This is a genomic window from Paenibacillus sp. FW126-R14 (assembly GCF_058789495.1).
In genome coordinates this window covers 21349-37168 of record NZ_JBYTBS010000002.1, presented here as the reverse complement: position 1 = coordinate 37168, position 15820 = coordinate 21349, and the positions used below count along the sequence as shown (strand labels likewise).

Genomic DNA, 15820 nt, shown 5'->3' with positions numbered 1-15820 from the left:
TAGGTTGCTCCTGAGAATCGGATTTGAGATAATGCACGTAGGAAATTGAAAAATAGGGGATGATTATTTTGCCTAAGCACCAAAAAACACTAGCATTCATAGGTTCCTATGCGGATTCTGGCAATCCTGGCGTGTACACCTGTCAATATGGAGAAAGCAATGGAAGTCTGGAAGTCATTCACGAGGTAAGTGGCTTGCAAAATCCAACGTTTCTTTCCGTCGATCAGGAAAATTGGAGGCTGTTTGCCCTATCGGAAGGGATTGGCGCAGACGGTCAACGCTGCGGTGCGGCTGTCTCTTATCATATCGACAAGACGTCGGGGGAATTAGCCCTTATGAACAGTGAGATCACCCTTCCAATGACAACTTGCCATATTCAGCTCGATCTCACGAATCAAGTGATTATGGTTTCTAGTTATCACGGCGGCATGGTAGGGCTGTCTCCTGTATTAGCGGACGGCCGTATCGGTCAAAGCGCTGACATCCAGCAGCATACAGGAGCGAGCGTTTTGGAGGTACAGGATAGACCGCGGGCTCATTCCGTTTTCTTGGATCGTACGAATACGTATGTCGGCGCTTGTGATTTAGGGTTGGATAAAATTAAGCTGTACAAGCTTGATCTTGCTGCCCAAAAGCTGCATCCTCATGGCGAGGTGTCGGTTGCCCCAGGGTCGGGCCCGCGGCATTTTGCTTTCCACCCGTCCTATAAGTATGGTTATGTGATCAATGAACTAGGCTCCACGGTAACGGCATTCAGCTACGATGAGGAGCAGGGAGCGCTGGCTGAGATTCAAACGATCTCTACGCTGCCTGATGCATACGAAGGCGAAAACGCCTGCGCGGATATTCACGTATCGCCTGACGGCAAGTTCCTCTACGGCTCCAACCGCGGTCATGACAGCATTGTCGTCTATGCTATCGATGCCGGGACAGGTAAACTGGCCCCTGTCGAGTATGCGCCTACGCTCGGGAAGCATCCGCGTAATTTTGCGATTTCGCCGGACGGATCTCACCTCTTGGTGGCAAACAAAGATTCCGATAACGTTGTATCGTTCGCAAGAAACGCTGAAACAGGGAAACTTGTGCCTACAGGCAGCGTGCTGATGCTGTCTAAACCGGTGTGCATCAAGTTTGCTGTCGTAGAATGACACCGTACACCGAGCGGGTTATCGAGATTATCCGGGCCATCCCTGAAGGTAAAGTAATGACCTACGGTCAGGTTGCAAAGCTTGCGGGAAGCCCGAGGAGCGCGCGGCAGGTGGTGCGGATTTTGCATGCCATGAGCAAAAAGCATAAGCTTCCCTGGCACCGTGTCGTCAATGCGAAAGGGGAAATTGCAATCGCAGATGACGAGGGCGCGGAGCTGCAAAGCTTTCTTTTGCAAGCGGAAGGGATCCGGCTAACGGACGATCGCTTGATCTCTCTCGAGCGTTATCAAGCTGCAATGGAAGAAAGTCCATAGTTGTGACATCATCAGAGGCTGTCCCCAGTCATTTCTATGGCTTGCGGGACAGCCTTCTGTGTGCAGTTGCCCAAAAAAACGGAAAAACAAGCAAAAGAGTTACAAAGTCCTTCTGTCGGGAATAGACTACTGTATCAATTGGCCATAGGACAGGAGGCATTTCTATGAATGAAAGAACCTTATATCTATTCGATGGCATAAATAAAAGCTCTGTGAAAACCATTGTGGAGCAAATTATGAAAATCAATCAATTTGACGATGACAAAGATAAGAAAGAAAAAGATTTTAAACGCGTGCCCATCGACGTTATTATCAATAGCAACGGAGGGAGCGTCTATGATGGCCTGGGTCTGATTAATGTGATTGAAAACAGTAAGACGCCGGTGCATACCTACGTGTATGGACTAGCTGCCAGCATGAGCCTGCTGATCGCTGTAAGTGGTCACAAAAGATATGCAGGCAGGCTGAGCACATTTATGTACCACGCCGTTTCCACGCACATTGACGGGCATTTGGAATATTTGAAGAACCGGGTGGATGAAACGCAGAGGCTGCAAAACATTTATGACGAATACCTCTTATCGAAAACGAAGCTGACCCTCGAAGAGATTCTACGGGTTCAAGAGCATCAGCGCAATTGGTACATGAGTCCTGACGAAGCGTTAACGTACGGTGTGATTGATGAAATTGTATAGGCCATAAGGAGAGAAGCCCGGGGGATTCTCTTTTTCTTTGTTTTTTCTCTCTTTTTGGTGTTTAATGAGAGAAAGAGAGTAGGCTGGCAGCGACAGCTGCCTCCGAGTACAAAGGAGAACCAACTGTGTATAAAATTGTATTTTTTGATATCGACGGTACGCTTGTCAATGAGGAGAAGCAGGTTCCTGCTTCCACGGTAACAGCCATTCATCAATTAAAACAGCAAGGTATCGAACCCGTCATTGCTACGGGACGAGCCCCTTACTTCATTAAGCCCTTGGCTGAACTGCTTGGGATCGATTCCTATGTCTGCATGAACGGAGGATATGCCGTTTACCGGGGGGAGCCGCTCTACAGACGCGTCATCGCCAAAAGCAGCATCGAAGCATTGGTTAAGTTAGCCGCGAAGTACAAGCATTCCCTCGTATTCGAAGGGGAGCATCAGTTTTTCACGGACACCGAAGACCATCCTTTTGTGACAGGGTCGGTTTCGTCATTGAAGGTGGATTTGCCAGGCTATGATCCGGAATTTTGGAAAACGAACGATATTTATCAAATATTTCTTCATTGCGAAGACACGGATGAGCATTTGTACGAAGAGCTCCAATCCGAGTTTAAGCTCATTCGCTGGCACCAGCATGCGATCGATGTTTTGCCGGCCGGCGGATCGAAAGCTCAAGGAATTGCCGCGCTGCTGGAGCTTGTAGGCTTGAAACCGGAAGATGCGGTAGCATTCGGCGATGGTTTGAATGATATGGAAATGCTTTCCTATGTAGGAATGGGTATCGCGATGGGCAACTCCCACAAGGATTTGCTTCCTTATGCGGATCATGTCACTACCCATGTGGATGAAGACGGCGTGCGCAATGGACTTATCACAGCAGGATTGCTCTAGCACCGATAGAATAAGATCAGGGTGAATATATATGAGAATAGCTTTTTTTGATTCAGGGTTAGGCGGAATTTCCGTCTTGCACGAAGCCATGAAGCAGTTGCCTCAGGAGGATTTTCTTTATTTCGCGGATACGCTTCATGTTCCATACGGGACGAAACCGAAGGACGAGGTTCTTGGTTTTGTGAAAAAAGCGGTAGAAACCATCAGTAAGGAAGAAGTTAGCGCGCTTGTTATTGCTTGCAATACGGCCACGAGCATAGCGATAACTGAGCTGCGGGGCATGTACGAAATGCCGATCATCGGCATGGAGCCAGCGGTGAAGCCGGCGCTTGCAATGAACCGTTCATCAGGCAAAAGAGTGCTGGTGTTTGCTACGCCGTTAACTCTCAAACAATCCAAATACCGGGATCTCGTTTCTCGTATCGATGATATGGGCATGGTGGATTCGCTGCCGATGCCGGAATTAGTAGAGTTCTGCGAGCAGTTGAATGTGAACAGCCGGCAAGTTATCGATTATTTTCATGCCATGCTGGAGCCATTCGATCTAAGCTTGTACGGCACAGTTGTGCTTGGATGCACGCACTATCCCTTTTTCAGAAGCGCTTTAAGGGAAGTACTGCCTGCACACATCCAAATCGTGGACGGGAGCGCCGGGACGGTGAACCGGTTGACGCAGCTGTTGAGCGACCGGAACCTGCTGTCCGGCCAAGGGCGTTCCGATCTCAAATGGCTGTGCTCCAACAACGATCCGGCTTATTTGGCCAAGATGGCAAAGGCACTGGAGCTTTTTGGGGTCGTTGGGGTATAAAAAAGGGCTGTCCTCAAGTAGAAATATCTACTGAAGGGACGGCCCTTTTGCTATTGCTGCGCATGGTTCCCTTATGAGCAGGGACTATACACGAATTTCAAGCAGCTCATACGTGATGACGCCCATAGGAGCATTAACGCTAATCGTATCGCCAACCGATTTGCCCATGAGGGAGGCGCCTAGCGGGCTCTCATAGGAAATTTTATTTTCATTGACATTCGCTTCGGAACTACCGACAACCTTGTACTCAATTTTCTCAGCAAATTCAACATCGTTCAGCACGACGATGGAACCTACTTGGACTTTGGATGTATCCAGGTTCGTGACCACACGCGCTTTCTTCAGCATTCTCTCGATCGTCAAAACTCTCGTTTCCATGAAACCTTGCTCTTCTTTGGCGGAATGATATTCGCTGTTTTCTTTCAGGTCGCCGTAACTAATGGCTGTCTTAATGCGGCTTGCCAATTCCTTGCGTTTAACGGTTTTCAATTCTTCAAGCTCTAGTTCTAAACTGCGTAATCCTTCGGGAGTTAGAATGATTTCATCACTGGACATTTTTACAGCTCCTCATGTATTCGATACTTGTTATAGTACTAAAGTAGCGGGGGCAAGTAAAGTATCCTCTCCAAGCAACTTTCGGAGCAGCTTTCGCGTCTACATAATGGAAGGTTTTTCCTTAATATGGATGCGGGATGTGATTCGTTCAGTATGATGAAAATAAAGCTGTTCACCTTCACGATGTTTGCCGCAGCATTGGGCTTTGGCGGCTTCGTGCCGCAGGCGGGTGCGGAAACGATGTACGGAGGCTCTTATGCCCCCGAAGGGCTGCGCTTTCCTGCGGTGATCGAGCTGCTGGCGGATACGCCTTATTATGCGGAGGCGGATACGTACAATGCGCAGCCGGAAGGCACGTTTGCACCTCAAGAGGTGCATGTGCTGGAAGCGCAAAGCAATTGGTCGACCGGCGAATCGACTTGGAAGATCGAAACGATGTTCGGGCCAAGGTGGATCAGGCCGAAGCCTTGGGAGATCGATATCGCGCCGCCGGAACGCATCATGCTTTTAGAGGAGACGCCTCTGTATCGCAGCCAGAGCACCAAAGGCGGGGCAGTTGCCGCTTTATCGCCTCAGGAAGTTGAAGTAAAGAACGCCCAAAAACAATGGTTCTATACCAACGATCCCGGCAGCAAAGCATGGATTCAAGTACATACGACTTGGCTGGGCGATCTTTGGGCGCATATTCCGGTGAATCAAATCGGAACGGTTCAAAAGGTTCAGCGCAAAGCGCATTATTATAATTTGCCATCAAAAAGCGGGCTTGGAGCGGCCATGGGAGTGGGGCAGCAGCAAGACTGGTCAGACGCGAAGGACGGCGATTTCCCCATTGTGGCTGAGTTTACCACGATTTATGATCGTGCCTTCGAAGTGCAAACGGATCAAGGGACCAGTTGGACACGTGACAAAGGGGTTGCTATTCTTCCGGCGGATGAGACGTTGAAGATTGTGCGCGAAACGCCGCTTTTCCCTACTGTGTTCAGGGGATTGGCGAAGGAAAGTGCCGTGCTTAAAGATGAAACCGTCACGGTGTTTGAGAAAATTACAGAGCCTTTATGGTCGGGGAGAGGCCCTTATGAAATTTGGCACTACAGCACGTGGTACCATGTGCGTACATCGAAAGGAACGGGATGGATCAACAAGCTGGTCGGAGACCCGGAGTCCGCGGTTCCTGTCCATTGGAAGGTAGCCATCAAGGATTCGAAGGAGCTGAAGCATTATCCGGAAGTGCCGTTTAACGGCACAACGCTGCTGCTGCGCAATCAGACAGTAGAAGTAACGGAGGTTTGGAATCAGCCAAACAGCGGGGTTGTGTGGTTGAGGGTGAACGTCGATAACCGGTCCGGGTGGATCTCTTACTGGAGCAACACGTTGGATAGAGTAGATGATCAAGATGCGCCGACAGTCGCTTACATTGCAAAGGCGGGAACGAATGGTATCGGCATCGCACCGGCTGCCAAAGACGGATTACAGCTGTACACAGGTGAACGAATCGGATACACGGAAAAGGGCAAGTCGTATCTGGACGCAGCCCAATTGGCTCAAAAGCTGCAATATGAAGTCAGTTATGTGCGGGAGAAGGATACGGTTACGCTGACCAAGGGGGATTATTCCATTGAGCTGCAAGCGGGTCAAAGCCATGCACAGGTGCATTGGCAGGGCGGCAAAGGTGAGGGCATTCAGCTATCGGAACCTGTGCAATATAAGGGCGATCTGTTTTATTTGAATGTAAAAGATGTAATGGCTCTTTTCGGACTTATGCAGGTATATGCAGGAAATGAGTATACGTTATTCGAGAAGTACTATAACGTCACGTGGAATGAAGTCCCGATGCAAGTGAACTACGGGCGTCTGGAGCTGCAGGCCTTCGCGGAGGACTGGACCAGCAGGGAAGATTATGAAGCCGGGCAAATGCCGCTGCAAATGACGATAGAAGAGAACGGTGACCGTGGCGGTATATCCGAGAATAAAGCAATCGTCAATCAGCCGGATCTTAGCGCACCGGTGTTGCTGTTTAGCTTGAAAGCCTCCCGTCCGTTCGCTGCCGGAACCCATCAAGTGAACGTTACCGTACGAATCGGCGAAAGAATCCTGATGAAAAAAAGCATAGAAGTGACCGTTCCGTAAAATAAACATGCAGCCCGATTCCTGTGAGGAAACGGACTGCATTTTCTTATGCAGCCGTGCTGTGCATTAATTAATAGACAATGCTTTCCTATCCTACTATACTACTGAAAGAGGCAATAAGTTTTCGTTTTGTGTCCAAACCAAGTTGTGCGTAATCTCAACTTTGTAATATTGACTTTACACCACATAGAAAGTGTGAACATCTTCATGAGAATAAACAGCAAAGTCATCTACATCACCTTTATTATTGTCATCCTGCTGCTGGTGACGAACAATACCTCTTATTATTGGTATACGAAATCATTGTTAACGCAAGCCTTATCGGCGAGAATGGAATCTACGGCGAATCAAATTCGTACTTCAATTGAACTGTCAGAGGAAGGCTCCTTCTTCGTAGAAGATTTAGTCGGTGAAAATTTGCGCTCAGTCGCACTTTTTGCCGAGAGTAAGCTGGACCCGGATATCGATAAGGTATCCAACGAACAGCTGGTACAGCTTGCCAAGCAAGCAGGCGTCGATGGTTTCTCGTTGATGAAGCGCAGCGGCAAAGGGAACGATATTATGGTAGGCAAGTCGTCAGAACCCAAAGAACTTCAAATTACGAGCACGATCCCTTTCGGCTACTGGTTTACGGCATTCGATCAACTGATGACGAATCATGAGGTCACCATACCAGAAGGGCAAAAGCTGCAAAATTTCTGGACAGGCATCTACGAGGTTCCGGCTTCAGGGTCAAGCAATGTCAGTAAATTCGGGTATTATTATAATGGTTCGACCAATTATATTATTTCTGTCTTTGTGAACGCCGCCAAAATTCAGAGATTCAAAGAAATCGTCGGTGCGGATACAGTCGTGAAGAAAACGCTTGCAGCCAATCCGGATATTTTGGAAATCTCTGGCTTGCACGGAATTACGTTCGGAACGAAGCCAATTGAGTACAAAGGCAGCGACGGCTCGACGTTTATTTCGGTCTATGACCGGCCGCTGCTGTTCGGTACATACAACATTCCGAGCGATAAAGATTTGGTGCATTACAAGGAAGCTATATCAACCGGCAAGCCGGTTAGCGTTGTCGAAAACTGGAAGGGCAAGCCTATCCTGAAAACATTCGTCTACGTTCCAGTCAAAAATAAAGTGACCGAAGTGCAAAGGGAAGTTCCCTATGTCATTTCCATCACATCGGACTATCAATCGATTCAACAAACTTTAAACAAGCAGCTTGTTCAGCTTCTGCTGATCGTTGTTTTGTTCACGCTTTTTAGCTGCGTATTTATTTATTTTGTATTCCGCTTTATGACGAAAAGCCGTGAAACCGCCGTTCAAAACACCCAAGAGTTATACATTCAAAATGTGGACTTGATGTTTGCCACGATACGCAGCCAGCGGCATGATTTCCTGAATCATGTGCAAACGATGTACGCGCTGCTGGCGAACGGCAAAAAAGCAGACCAAATGAAATATATGAAAGAATTGCTCGAAGAAATCAATGAAGTAAACGATATTATCCGAATCGGCCATCCGGCGATCGCGGCATTGATTCAAGCGAAGTTTGCGCTTGCGATGCGAACCAAAATTGACTTCCATTATGAATTTACAGGCTTGGATGGTCTGTCCTTAGGTGTGAAATCGGTTGATATCGTGAAAATCATCGGAAATTTGATCGATAATGCTTTTGACGAGGTCAACAAATTCCCGCCGGGCGAACGTGAGGTCATCGTGAACGGATGGTCGGAGTCGAATCAAGTAACCTTCTCCGTATCGAATCCGGTTCAGCCGGATTTTAAAGCTGAGGATTACAGCCAAATGTTCACCATCGGGTACAGCACTAAAGTGGACGGCGAGCATCAAGGATTAGGTTTATCCGTTGTCAAAGAACGGATCGAACACTATAAAGGGACGATCGAAGTGTCTGTGGAAGATGGCTGGATCTGTTTTCAAATCTCGGTTCCCATGCAGTAACCGGAGCGCCCCTTCCTTTCTGTTGAAACAGAGAAGGAGGGGTTCTTTTTTTAGCGGAGGGCCGGATACACATAAAGCATAAAAGGAATTGCTAAGCTGACTCCCAAAAGCAGCCAGCGGAATCCGGTTTCGCCTGCGGAACCTGTATCGATGGCGATGAATTTTGGCAGCAGGCGTATTTTCATCGGGAGCGGCCACAACAATTGAATGCCCCGCTCGTTGAGTAAATCAATCAGGGGATGTGATGCATAAGCCAGGATGAAAACCCAGAAGTACAAGGGTGTCATCGGCAGTGAGATCATCATCAGAAGCAGAAGGAAGACGAGCGAATGAGTGAGCGTCCGATGGCGTACCTTCAGTATGCGAAGCAGCGCAGATAACGGGAACAAAACCTTAGCCATTGTAGATCCCGGTTTGTCGACATCCGCTAAAGTGCCTGCCAGACAGCCCAGCAGGAGCGCGCCCGCGGTGTCCCACGAAAAAAAGCTTACCTCTTGATAAGCAAGTACGAGTTCTGCCGTAATGAATCCGGCAATACTATGTGTTTTTTGCAGCATGATGTACCCTCTGTGTTTGATTTAATGGAGAACTGTACAGAATTCGGAGCATAACCGGCTTTTGAGTCCGAATTGGCCAGAATCTAGGATCAGGTACCTATTATATGACAATTTGGGGGCTGTTCACTAGACTTTGAGCACTTTTTGATTATGCGTTTATACGTTATAATAGATTTATAGTTAAAATAGAGAAGGAGCTAACTCCGATGCCAGTCTTTAATGCCATGGAAACGATCGTTAACAATATGTTTGAAGAGTTTCAGAAAAGCTACGAATTGAAATGTGACTGCGGTAAATGTAAAGATGATATGCTTGCGCTGGTCTTAAACAAAATTCCGCCGAGATACACGTCAAGTGAGAAGGGCGCTTTATTTGTAAAAGGCTTGTACATTAATTCGCAGCTGCAATCCGATGTCATGCGTGAATTGATGGAAGCAGCCAACATCGTTGCCGACCATCAGCATCATGAGGTATAGCGTTATGTAAACAACGAAAGCTGGTCTCCGTTTGGGGAGGCCGGCTTTTTTTTATAGCATGTCATTTGACATTATAGTATAATGATCGACATGATTCCGTATATTTCGAACTAAAATGGAGAATTTTGTCGAACGAAAAAATATTTTGACTAAATCCGAGTTCTTTAGTAGGATATATAGGAGAGGCGTTTAATAAAAATACATATTTAACAGGGGAGAGAAACACATATGAAAAAAGCGTTAATTTCCATGTTTGCCGTTACTGTGCTCTTAACAGGCTGCGCAACTGCAAAGACAGACACAGCAGCTCCAAATGCAGAAGCAACGAAAGCAGCTGCAGCTAAGTCCGATAAGAAAGTCATCCTGATCACGCCGGAGAAAATCGGTTTGAATCCATTTTTCGCTCAAGAGGATGAAGGTGTCAAAAAAGCAGGAAAAGAGTTTGGCATCACGGTCAAAACGGTAGAATCCACAGATGCAAGCGCAATTGAGCAAAATCTGCGCGCAGCCGTTGCCGATAATTACGATCTAATCATTACAAGCTCGTTCGAGTCCGAAGATGCGCTGAAGAAAGTAGCCGCTGAAAATCCGAAGAAATCTTTCGCCATTATTGATACGGTCGTCGATCTTCCGAACGTTCGCAGCGTTGTTTTCCGCGAGCATGAAGCTTCCTACTTGCTGGGCGCAGCCGCAGGTCTTGCGACGAAGAAGAACGTGGTTGGTATGGTTGCAGCTCTCGATATCCCGCTCATTAAGAAGTATACGGTCGGTTTCCAAGAAGGTTTGAAAGCTACGAACCCGAATGCCAAATTCATCGTTAACTACGTAGGCAGCTTCACGGACCCGGCCAAAGCGAAAGAATTGGCGTTAACGCAATTTGCGCAAGGGGCGGATTTCATTGCTGCGGCTTCCGCTGTAAGCGATCTGGGCGTGTTCGAAGCCGCGAAAGAAAAAGGCTTCTATACATCCGGTCAAGATATTGACCGTACGGTAACAGATCCGGAGCACATTGTACTTTCGCAATTAAAAGGCACAGATGCCGTTGCGTACCAAACGGTGAAAGATTTCGTAGAAGGCACGTTTAAATTTGGTTCTGTCGATTACGGTTTGAAAGAAGATGGCGTTGGTCTTACCTTTGTAACCAAAGACAGCAAGTCTGCGCTTAGTCCTTTTATCGGCCAAGATGTCATTACCAAAGTGAAGGCCATTCGCGACGATATCGTTTCCGGCAAAGTGAAAGTAGAGAACCCGGTCAAATAATTCATTTTATATCCACCTTGGAAACTGTTTACGGAGACGTAAGCAGTTTCCTCATGTCTAGAAGAGGAGCGATAAACCGTTATGCTGCTTCAAATGCGTCAAATAACGAAAACATATGGCAATTTAACAGCGAACTCCAACGTCGATTTCTCGCTGCGTCAAGGTGAAATTCATGCATTAGTCGGTGAAAACGGAGCCGGTAAAACGACTCTGATGCGCATCTTGTACGGCATGGAGCAGCCTACGGCAGGGCGTATTCTTTTGGACGGCCAAGAGGTCGTTTTCACCAATCCTACGGATGCGATTCGTCATCGAATCGGGATGGTGCATCAACACTTCATGCTGTTTCCCTCTTTTACGGTGGCTGAGAACATCGTGATCGGCAACGAGCCCAAATCTGGGGTGAAATTCGATCGGAAAAAGGCTGCCCTGCAAGTGGAGGCATTGTGTGCCAAATATCGTTTGCCGATTGATCCTTCCAAGAAAGTGGCCGATTGTCCGCTTGGCATGCAGCAGCGCGTTGAAATTTTGAAAGTATTGTATCAGGGAGCAGACATTATTATTTTGGACGAGCCCACAGGGGTGCTGACTCCGCTTGAAGCGCAAGAGCTCCTGGTCATTATGCGCAGCTTGGCCAAGCAGGGCAAAAGCTTTATCATCATTACGCACAAGCTTCACGAGGTGATGGAAATTGCCGACCGGGTGACGGTTCTGCGTGACGGGAAAGTAACCGGACAGTTGAATGCGGAAGATACGAACGTCGAACAATTATCGAAGCTGATGGTGGGCAGGGAGCTGCTGCCGACAAACAGAAGCAAAGCCGTATTAGGAGAAACCGTCCTGCAGGTGAAAGATGTTTCGATCCTCGGAAACAAAGGGAAGCCCATACTGGACCAGGTCAGTTTGCAGGTTAGGGCGGGCGAGATCGTTGGCATCGCCGGCATTTCGGGCAACGGTCAATCCGAGCTCATTCAAGCCATTTCAGGCTTGCAAGACATTGACCGCGGAGAAATTCGACTGCTCGACCAAAGCATCCAAGGGCGTTCCGTTCGGGAAATCAGAAACATCGGACTCTCGCACGTCCCTGAAGACCGCTACCAATGGGGGGCGGCGAAGGAGGGAACTGTGCTGGATAACGGAACGATGGGCCATCACCGGACCCGAAGCCGCAAAGGCTTCCTGCAAGGGAAGGAGCTGCGTCAGATGGTGAACGGCTTCATCCAGCAGTTTCAAATTAAAGCAGGCTCGCAGGAAACGAAGGTCAAATATCTCTCCGGCGGTAATTTGCAAAAGCTGATCGTAGCTAGAGAAATTGCCCAGAAACAGCCTTTTCTCATTGCGGCGGAGCCCACGCGCGGCGTCGATATCGGGGCCATGGAGCTCATTCACGAAGAATTGCTTCGGAAGCGGGAGGAGCAGGGAGCTATTTTATTGGTTTCCTCTGAATTAACAGAAATTCTTAAGCTCTCGGATCGGATTCTTGTGATGTATGAAGGACGAATAGCCGGAGAGATTTCTGCCGAGAACGCAACCGAAGAGCAGATTAGTTTATGGATGGCGGGAGGGGCTGCTCATGCTTAAAAAACGTTTCCCACTAAGCGCATTGGTTCAGCCGCTCCTTGCCGTTGTCATCGGCTTGTTGGGCGGCGCGATCGCCATATCATTGATCGGCGGCTCCATTATCGATACGTACGCACAGATGTGGAAAGGCGCTTTTGGCAATTTCTATTTCATTACGAATACGCTGACTCGTGCGACTCCGCTTATTTTGGTAGGTTTAGGCGTATCTGTCGCTTTCCGTGCCGGATTCTTCAATATGGGCTCGGAAGGACAAATGATCTTGGGCGCGCTGTCCAGCGCCATGATCGCTCTTTATTTGCCCGGGCCTCCGCTGTTTAAATTGTTTGCTGCCATTGTTGGCGGCATTGCGGCCGGCGGCATTTGGTCGGCTTTTGCAGGGTGGCTGGATGCCAGGTTCAGAATGAACTTGATCATTACAACGCTGCTGCTGAATTACATAGCTGCGCTATTTGCCGGCTATATGGTCGCCTATCCGTTTAAGGATAAAACGGGCTCTGCCGCACTGGCCCAAACGATGATGATCGACAAAGGGATCTGGCTGCCCAAATTGTTTCAAGGGATGAGCATCCACGGCGGTTTCATTATTGCAATCGCGCTGGCCGTGTTCCTTTATTTGTTTATCAAATATACGACGGCCGGTTATGAAATTCGTATGCTCGGGTACAATCCGCTGTTTGCCGGTTACGGAGGCGTGAACCGCGGGAAGGTGATGCTGGCCAGCATGTTCGCCAGTGGCGGATTTGCCGGGCTTGCCGGAGCTGTCGAAGTTCTGGGCATGCAGTACAGGTATACCGATGGCATGATAACGAATCCAGGCTATGCCTGGTCGGGGATTATGGCGACGCTGCTGTCCGGCGCCCATCCTTTAGGGACGGCTGTTGCGGCTGTGCTGCTGGCGGGTTTGCAAACCGGCGGTATGGGCGTTGAGCGAAATACGAACATTCCATTGGAAATTTCCAGTGTCATTCAGTCCTTGCTCATCTTATTCGTTACAGCGAAGTTCAGTTATACGTTATGGAAACGACGGAAAGGAGGCAAAGGCGATGCAGCATCTTCTTGATGTGTCTTTATTCAATTCGATGATTCGTATGGTGGCCCCGATCTTGCTTGCGGCATTGGGCGGCGCCATCTGCTCCAGAGTCGGCTTGTTTAATGTGGGTTTGGAAGGCTTCGTGCTAGTCGGTGCATTCTCAGCGATTGTCGGCAATTTTTACACGGGCAACGTTGTATTGGCCGTCCTTATCGCTGTGGCGATAACGATGCTGTTTTCACTGATATTTGCTTATATCAGCATTCATTTGCAAGCGAACGTCATTGTGGTCGGCATTTCCTTTAATTTTCTGGCCTTAGGCTTGACTGCGTTTTGCTTGCGGGCTATTTTCCATGTCAAAGGCGCTTTCTATGATAAAAATATGATCGGATTGCCCAAATGGAACATCCCGGTCATTAAGGATATTCCTGTGATTGGCGAAATTATTTCGGGCCATTCCCCGCTTGTTTATTTAGCTTTTATTCTTGTATTTGTTCTGCAGTATTTTCTATTCAAATCTGTCCTTGGCTTCAGGCTCATTGCTGTCGGCGAAAACCCGGTGGCCAGCAAAAGTTTAGGCATTAAAGTAAATCGGATGCAGTATTTGGCTGTACTTATCTGCGGACTGCTTTGCGGGCTGGCAGGCGCACAGCTTTCACTGGGGCAGGTAACGATGTTCACAGAAGGAATGACGGCTGGAAGAGGCTTCATTGCCCTTGTGGCCACGATGCTGGGTCAAGCCAATCCGATCGGTGTAATGGCTTCGAGCTTGCTTTTCGGTTTAATGGATGCTTTCAGCATCCGCTTGCAGGGCTTCTCGCTGCCTACACATTTCACACAAATGCTGCCTTACGTAGTCACGCTGCTGGCGATGCTTTTCTTCCGGAAAAGCAATTATTTGGCCGATGCGCAGAAGGCGAATGGCAGTTCCCGTTAAGGAGGATGACAGCATGCATAAAGACAGCAAAGCAGAACGCATCAAGCGTATGCAAATTCCAGCAGTCGAAGTTCCGCAGGAGCTTGCGGGCCGGGTTCCACCTGGTCAGGCGGTAACGGACCGTTTCCCGATTTTGCACGAAGGGGAAGTGCCGAAGTACGATATGGGCGAGTGGTCGCTGCGCGTGTTCGGGGAAGTTGCCGAGGAGAAAACGTTTAGCTACGAGGAATTGCTGGCGCTGCCGCGTACGCAAATCGTTTGCGATATTCATTGTGTAACGCGTTGGTCAAAGTTGGATACCGTCTGGGAAGGGATTCGGTTTCGAGATTTCTTGCGTCTCGCCGATATTAAACCGGAAGGCAGCTATGTCATGCTGCATGCAGACAATGATTATGAAACGAACGTTCCATTGGAAGATCTAATGGGAGATGACATTTTGCTGGCCATGAGCTATGACGGCAAACCGCTTACCCCTAAGCACGGCTGGCCGCTTCGTCTCCTTGTCCCGCATTTATATTTCTGGAAAAGCGCCAAATGGATTCGGGGTATCGAATTTATGAAGGAAGACCGCGAAGGATTCTGGGAACGCAATGGTTTCCATAATGTGGCGGATCCTTTTGAGGAACAGCGTTTCTCTGGAGAAGCCATTCCAATTCCTGAGGATGAGTGGGTCAGAAAGGAGTTTGATTAATATGAAGTTATCTATTTTACAAGTAAATTCGGAAGATTTGAGCCCTTCCGCCATCGTATGCGGGGATCCGTTCCGAGCGGAAGCTATTGCAAGCAAGCTGGACAACGTACGTGAGCTGGCTTTTAGCCGGGAATACCGGACTTTTGTCGGAGAATCGCATGGAGTAGCTATCACCGTTGTCAGTCATGGCGTCGGATCGCCGGGAGCAGCGGTTTGTTTCGAAGAGTTGATTAAAGGCGGGGTCAAGACATTGATCCGTGTCGGTACGGCAGGCTCCTACTCCGCTGATGTGCCGCCCGGCAGTCTGGTTGTGAGCACGGCTGCGGTTCGCGAAGAGGGCTTGACCCGTCAGTTGGTTCCGTTAGGATTCCCCGCTGTAGCGGATTCGGATGTCGTTCGTGCGTTGTTTGAAGCTGCAAGCGAGAGCGAAGGTCTGGTGAAAAAAGGGATAACCGTGACGTTGGATGCTTTCTTCCAAGGGGTTGAAGAATTCCCCCATCAGAAGTACAAGCGGGCAGGAGCGCTCGCTGTCGAGATGGAAATCTCTGCGTTATACGTCATTGCTTCGCTTCGCGGTGTGCGTGCGGGTGCAATAGTCGCTTTGGACGGCTATGCCGATGCTGATCTGAGGGAAGTATACGATCCGCATACGGATGTCGTTTCAGGTGCCGTAGAGCGTGAGATTGAAGCTGCAATAAGAGCCATCGTAAAATTGAATCAGTAGAACAAAATACGAAAGGCCTGTCCATAAGTAGAGTATGCTACTTTCACGACAGGCCTCTTTGT

Annotated in this window: 16 protein-coding genes; 14 read left to right on the top strand and 2 right to left on the bottom strand. The window is 48.6% G+C overall.

Annotation, left to right across the window (positions count from 1 at the left end; all coding sequences use genetic code 11):
* Window positions 1–59 precede the first annotated feature (59 nt).
* From AC3WRW_RS01585 to murI, 5 genes are all read left to right on the top strand, one after another.
* Window positions 60–1148 carry a lactonase family protein gene (locus AC3WRW_RS01585; protein ID WP_492544341.1) on the top strand — a complete coding sequence of 363 codons (1089 nt, stop codon included), beginning with the start codon at window positions 60–62 and terminating at the stop codon, window positions 1146–1148.
* Window positions 1145–1462 (top strand): MGMT family protein, encoded by a 318-nt coding sequence (locus tag AC3WRW_RS01580; RefSeq protein ID WP_492544340.1) that lies wholly within the window; start codon window positions 1145–1147, stop codon window positions 1460–1462. Before AC3WRW_RS01585 ends, AC3WRW_RS01580 begins: the two co-directional genes overlap by 4 nt.
* Before the next feature lie 164 nt (window positions 1463–1626).
* Window positions 1627–2157 (top strand): ATP-dependent Clp protease proteolytic subunit, encoded by a 531-nt coding sequence (locus AC3WRW_RS01575; RefSeq protein WP_492544338.1) that lies wholly within the window; start codon window positions 1627–1629, stop codon window positions 2155–2157.
* A gap of 125 nt (window positions 2158–2282) precedes the next feature.
* The gene (locus AC3WRW_RS01570; protein WP_492544336.1) at window positions 2283–3053 is read left to right on the top strand and encodes a Cof-type HAD-IIB family hydrolase; all 771 of its coding nucleotides are present in this window, start codon (window positions 2283–2285) and stop codon (window positions 3051–3053) included.
* A gap of 31 nt (window positions 3054–3084) precedes the next feature.
* Window positions 3085–3861: a glutamate racemase gene (gene murI / locus AC3WRW_RS01565; protein WP_492544334.1), complete on the top strand. Its 777-nt coding sequence runs from the start codon at window positions 3085–3087 to the stop codon at window positions 3859–3861.
* A gap of 84 nt (window positions 3862–3945) precedes the next feature.
* On the opposite strand, the gene greA is transcribed toward murI, so the two are convergent.
* Window positions 3946–4416, bottom strand: coding sequence for a transcription elongation factor GreA (greA, locus tag AC3WRW_RS01560; RefSeq protein ID WP_492544332.1), 471 nt, complete (start codon window positions 4414–4416; stop codon window positions 3946–3948).
* A gap of 153 nt (window positions 4417–4569) precedes the next feature.
* Between greA and AC3WRW_RS01555 the strand changes: the two genes are divergently transcribed.
* Both AC3WRW_RS01555 and AC3WRW_RS01550 read left to right on the top strand, forming a co-directional pair.
* A complete protein-coding gene (locus AC3WRW_RS01555) occupies window positions 4570–6543 on the top strand; it encodes a stalk domain-containing protein (protein ID WP_492544330.1) in 1974 nt (657 codons plus the stop codon).
* 207 nt (window positions 6544–6750) lie between these two features.
* Window positions 6751–8502, top strand: a complete 1752-nt coding sequence (locus AC3WRW_RS01550) for a sensor histidine kinase (protein ID WP_492544328.1) — start codon at window positions 6751–6753, stop codon at window positions 8500–8502.
* 50 nt (window positions 8503–8552) lie between these two features.
* Here AC3WRW_RS01550 and AC3WRW_RS01545 read toward each other — a convergent pair whose 3' ends face one another.
* Window positions 8553–9059, bottom strand: a complete 507-nt coding sequence (locus tag AC3WRW_RS01545) for a metal-dependent hydrolase (protein ID WP_492544326.1) — start codon at window positions 9057–9059, stop codon at window positions 8553–8555.
* A gap of 206 nt (window positions 9060–9265) precedes the next feature.
* On the opposite strand from AC3WRW_RS01545, the gene AC3WRW_RS01540 reads away from it, so the two are divergent.
* From AC3WRW_RS01540 to AC3WRW_RS01510, 7 genes are all read left to right on the top strand, one after another.
* Window positions 9266–9535, top strand: coding sequence for a late competence development ComFB family protein (locus tag AC3WRW_RS01540; protein ID WP_492544324.1), 270 nt, complete (start codon window positions 9266–9268; stop codon window positions 9533–9535).
* 228 nt (window positions 9536–9763) lie between these two features.
* On the top strand, window positions 9764–10795 hold the full coding sequence (locus AC3WRW_RS01535) for a BMP family lipoprotein (RefSeq protein WP_492544322.1): 1032 nt from the start codon (window positions 9764–9766) through the stop codon (window positions 10793–10795).
* An 81-nt stretch (window positions 10796–10876) separates the two neighbouring features.
* Window positions 10877–12376: an ABC transporter ATP-binding protein gene (locus AC3WRW_RS01530; RefSeq protein ID WP_492544320.1), complete on the top strand. Its 1500-nt coding sequence runs from the start codon at window positions 10877–10879 to the stop codon at window positions 12374–12376.
* Complete coding sequence (locus tag AC3WRW_RS01525; protein WP_492544319.1) at window positions 12369–13436, top strand: ABC transporter permease; 1068 nt, start codon at window positions 12369–12371, stop codon at window positions 13434–13436. The genes AC3WRW_RS01530 and AC3WRW_RS01525 overlap by 8 nt, the downstream gene beginning before the upstream one ends.
* Window positions 13420–14343: an ABC transporter permease gene (locus AC3WRW_RS01520; protein ID WP_492544317.1), complete on the top strand. Its 924-nt coding sequence runs from the start codon at window positions 13420–13422 to the stop codon at window positions 14341–14343. The genes AC3WRW_RS01525 and AC3WRW_RS01520 overlap by 17 nt, the downstream gene beginning before the upstream one ends.
* Before the next feature lie 13 nt (window positions 14344–14356).
* On the top strand, window positions 14357–15034 hold the full coding sequence (locus AC3WRW_RS01515) for a sulfite oxidase-like oxidoreductase (RefSeq protein ID WP_492544315.1): 678 nt from the start codon (window positions 14357–14359) through the stop codon (window positions 15032–15034).
* 1 nt (window position 15035) lies between these two features.
* Entirely contained in the window at window positions 15036–15758 is a 723-nt protein-coding gene (locus AC3WRW_RS01510) for a nucleoside phosphorylase (protein ID WP_492544313.1), read from the top strand.
* The last annotated feature ends 62 nt before the right edge of the window (window positions 15759–15820 follow it).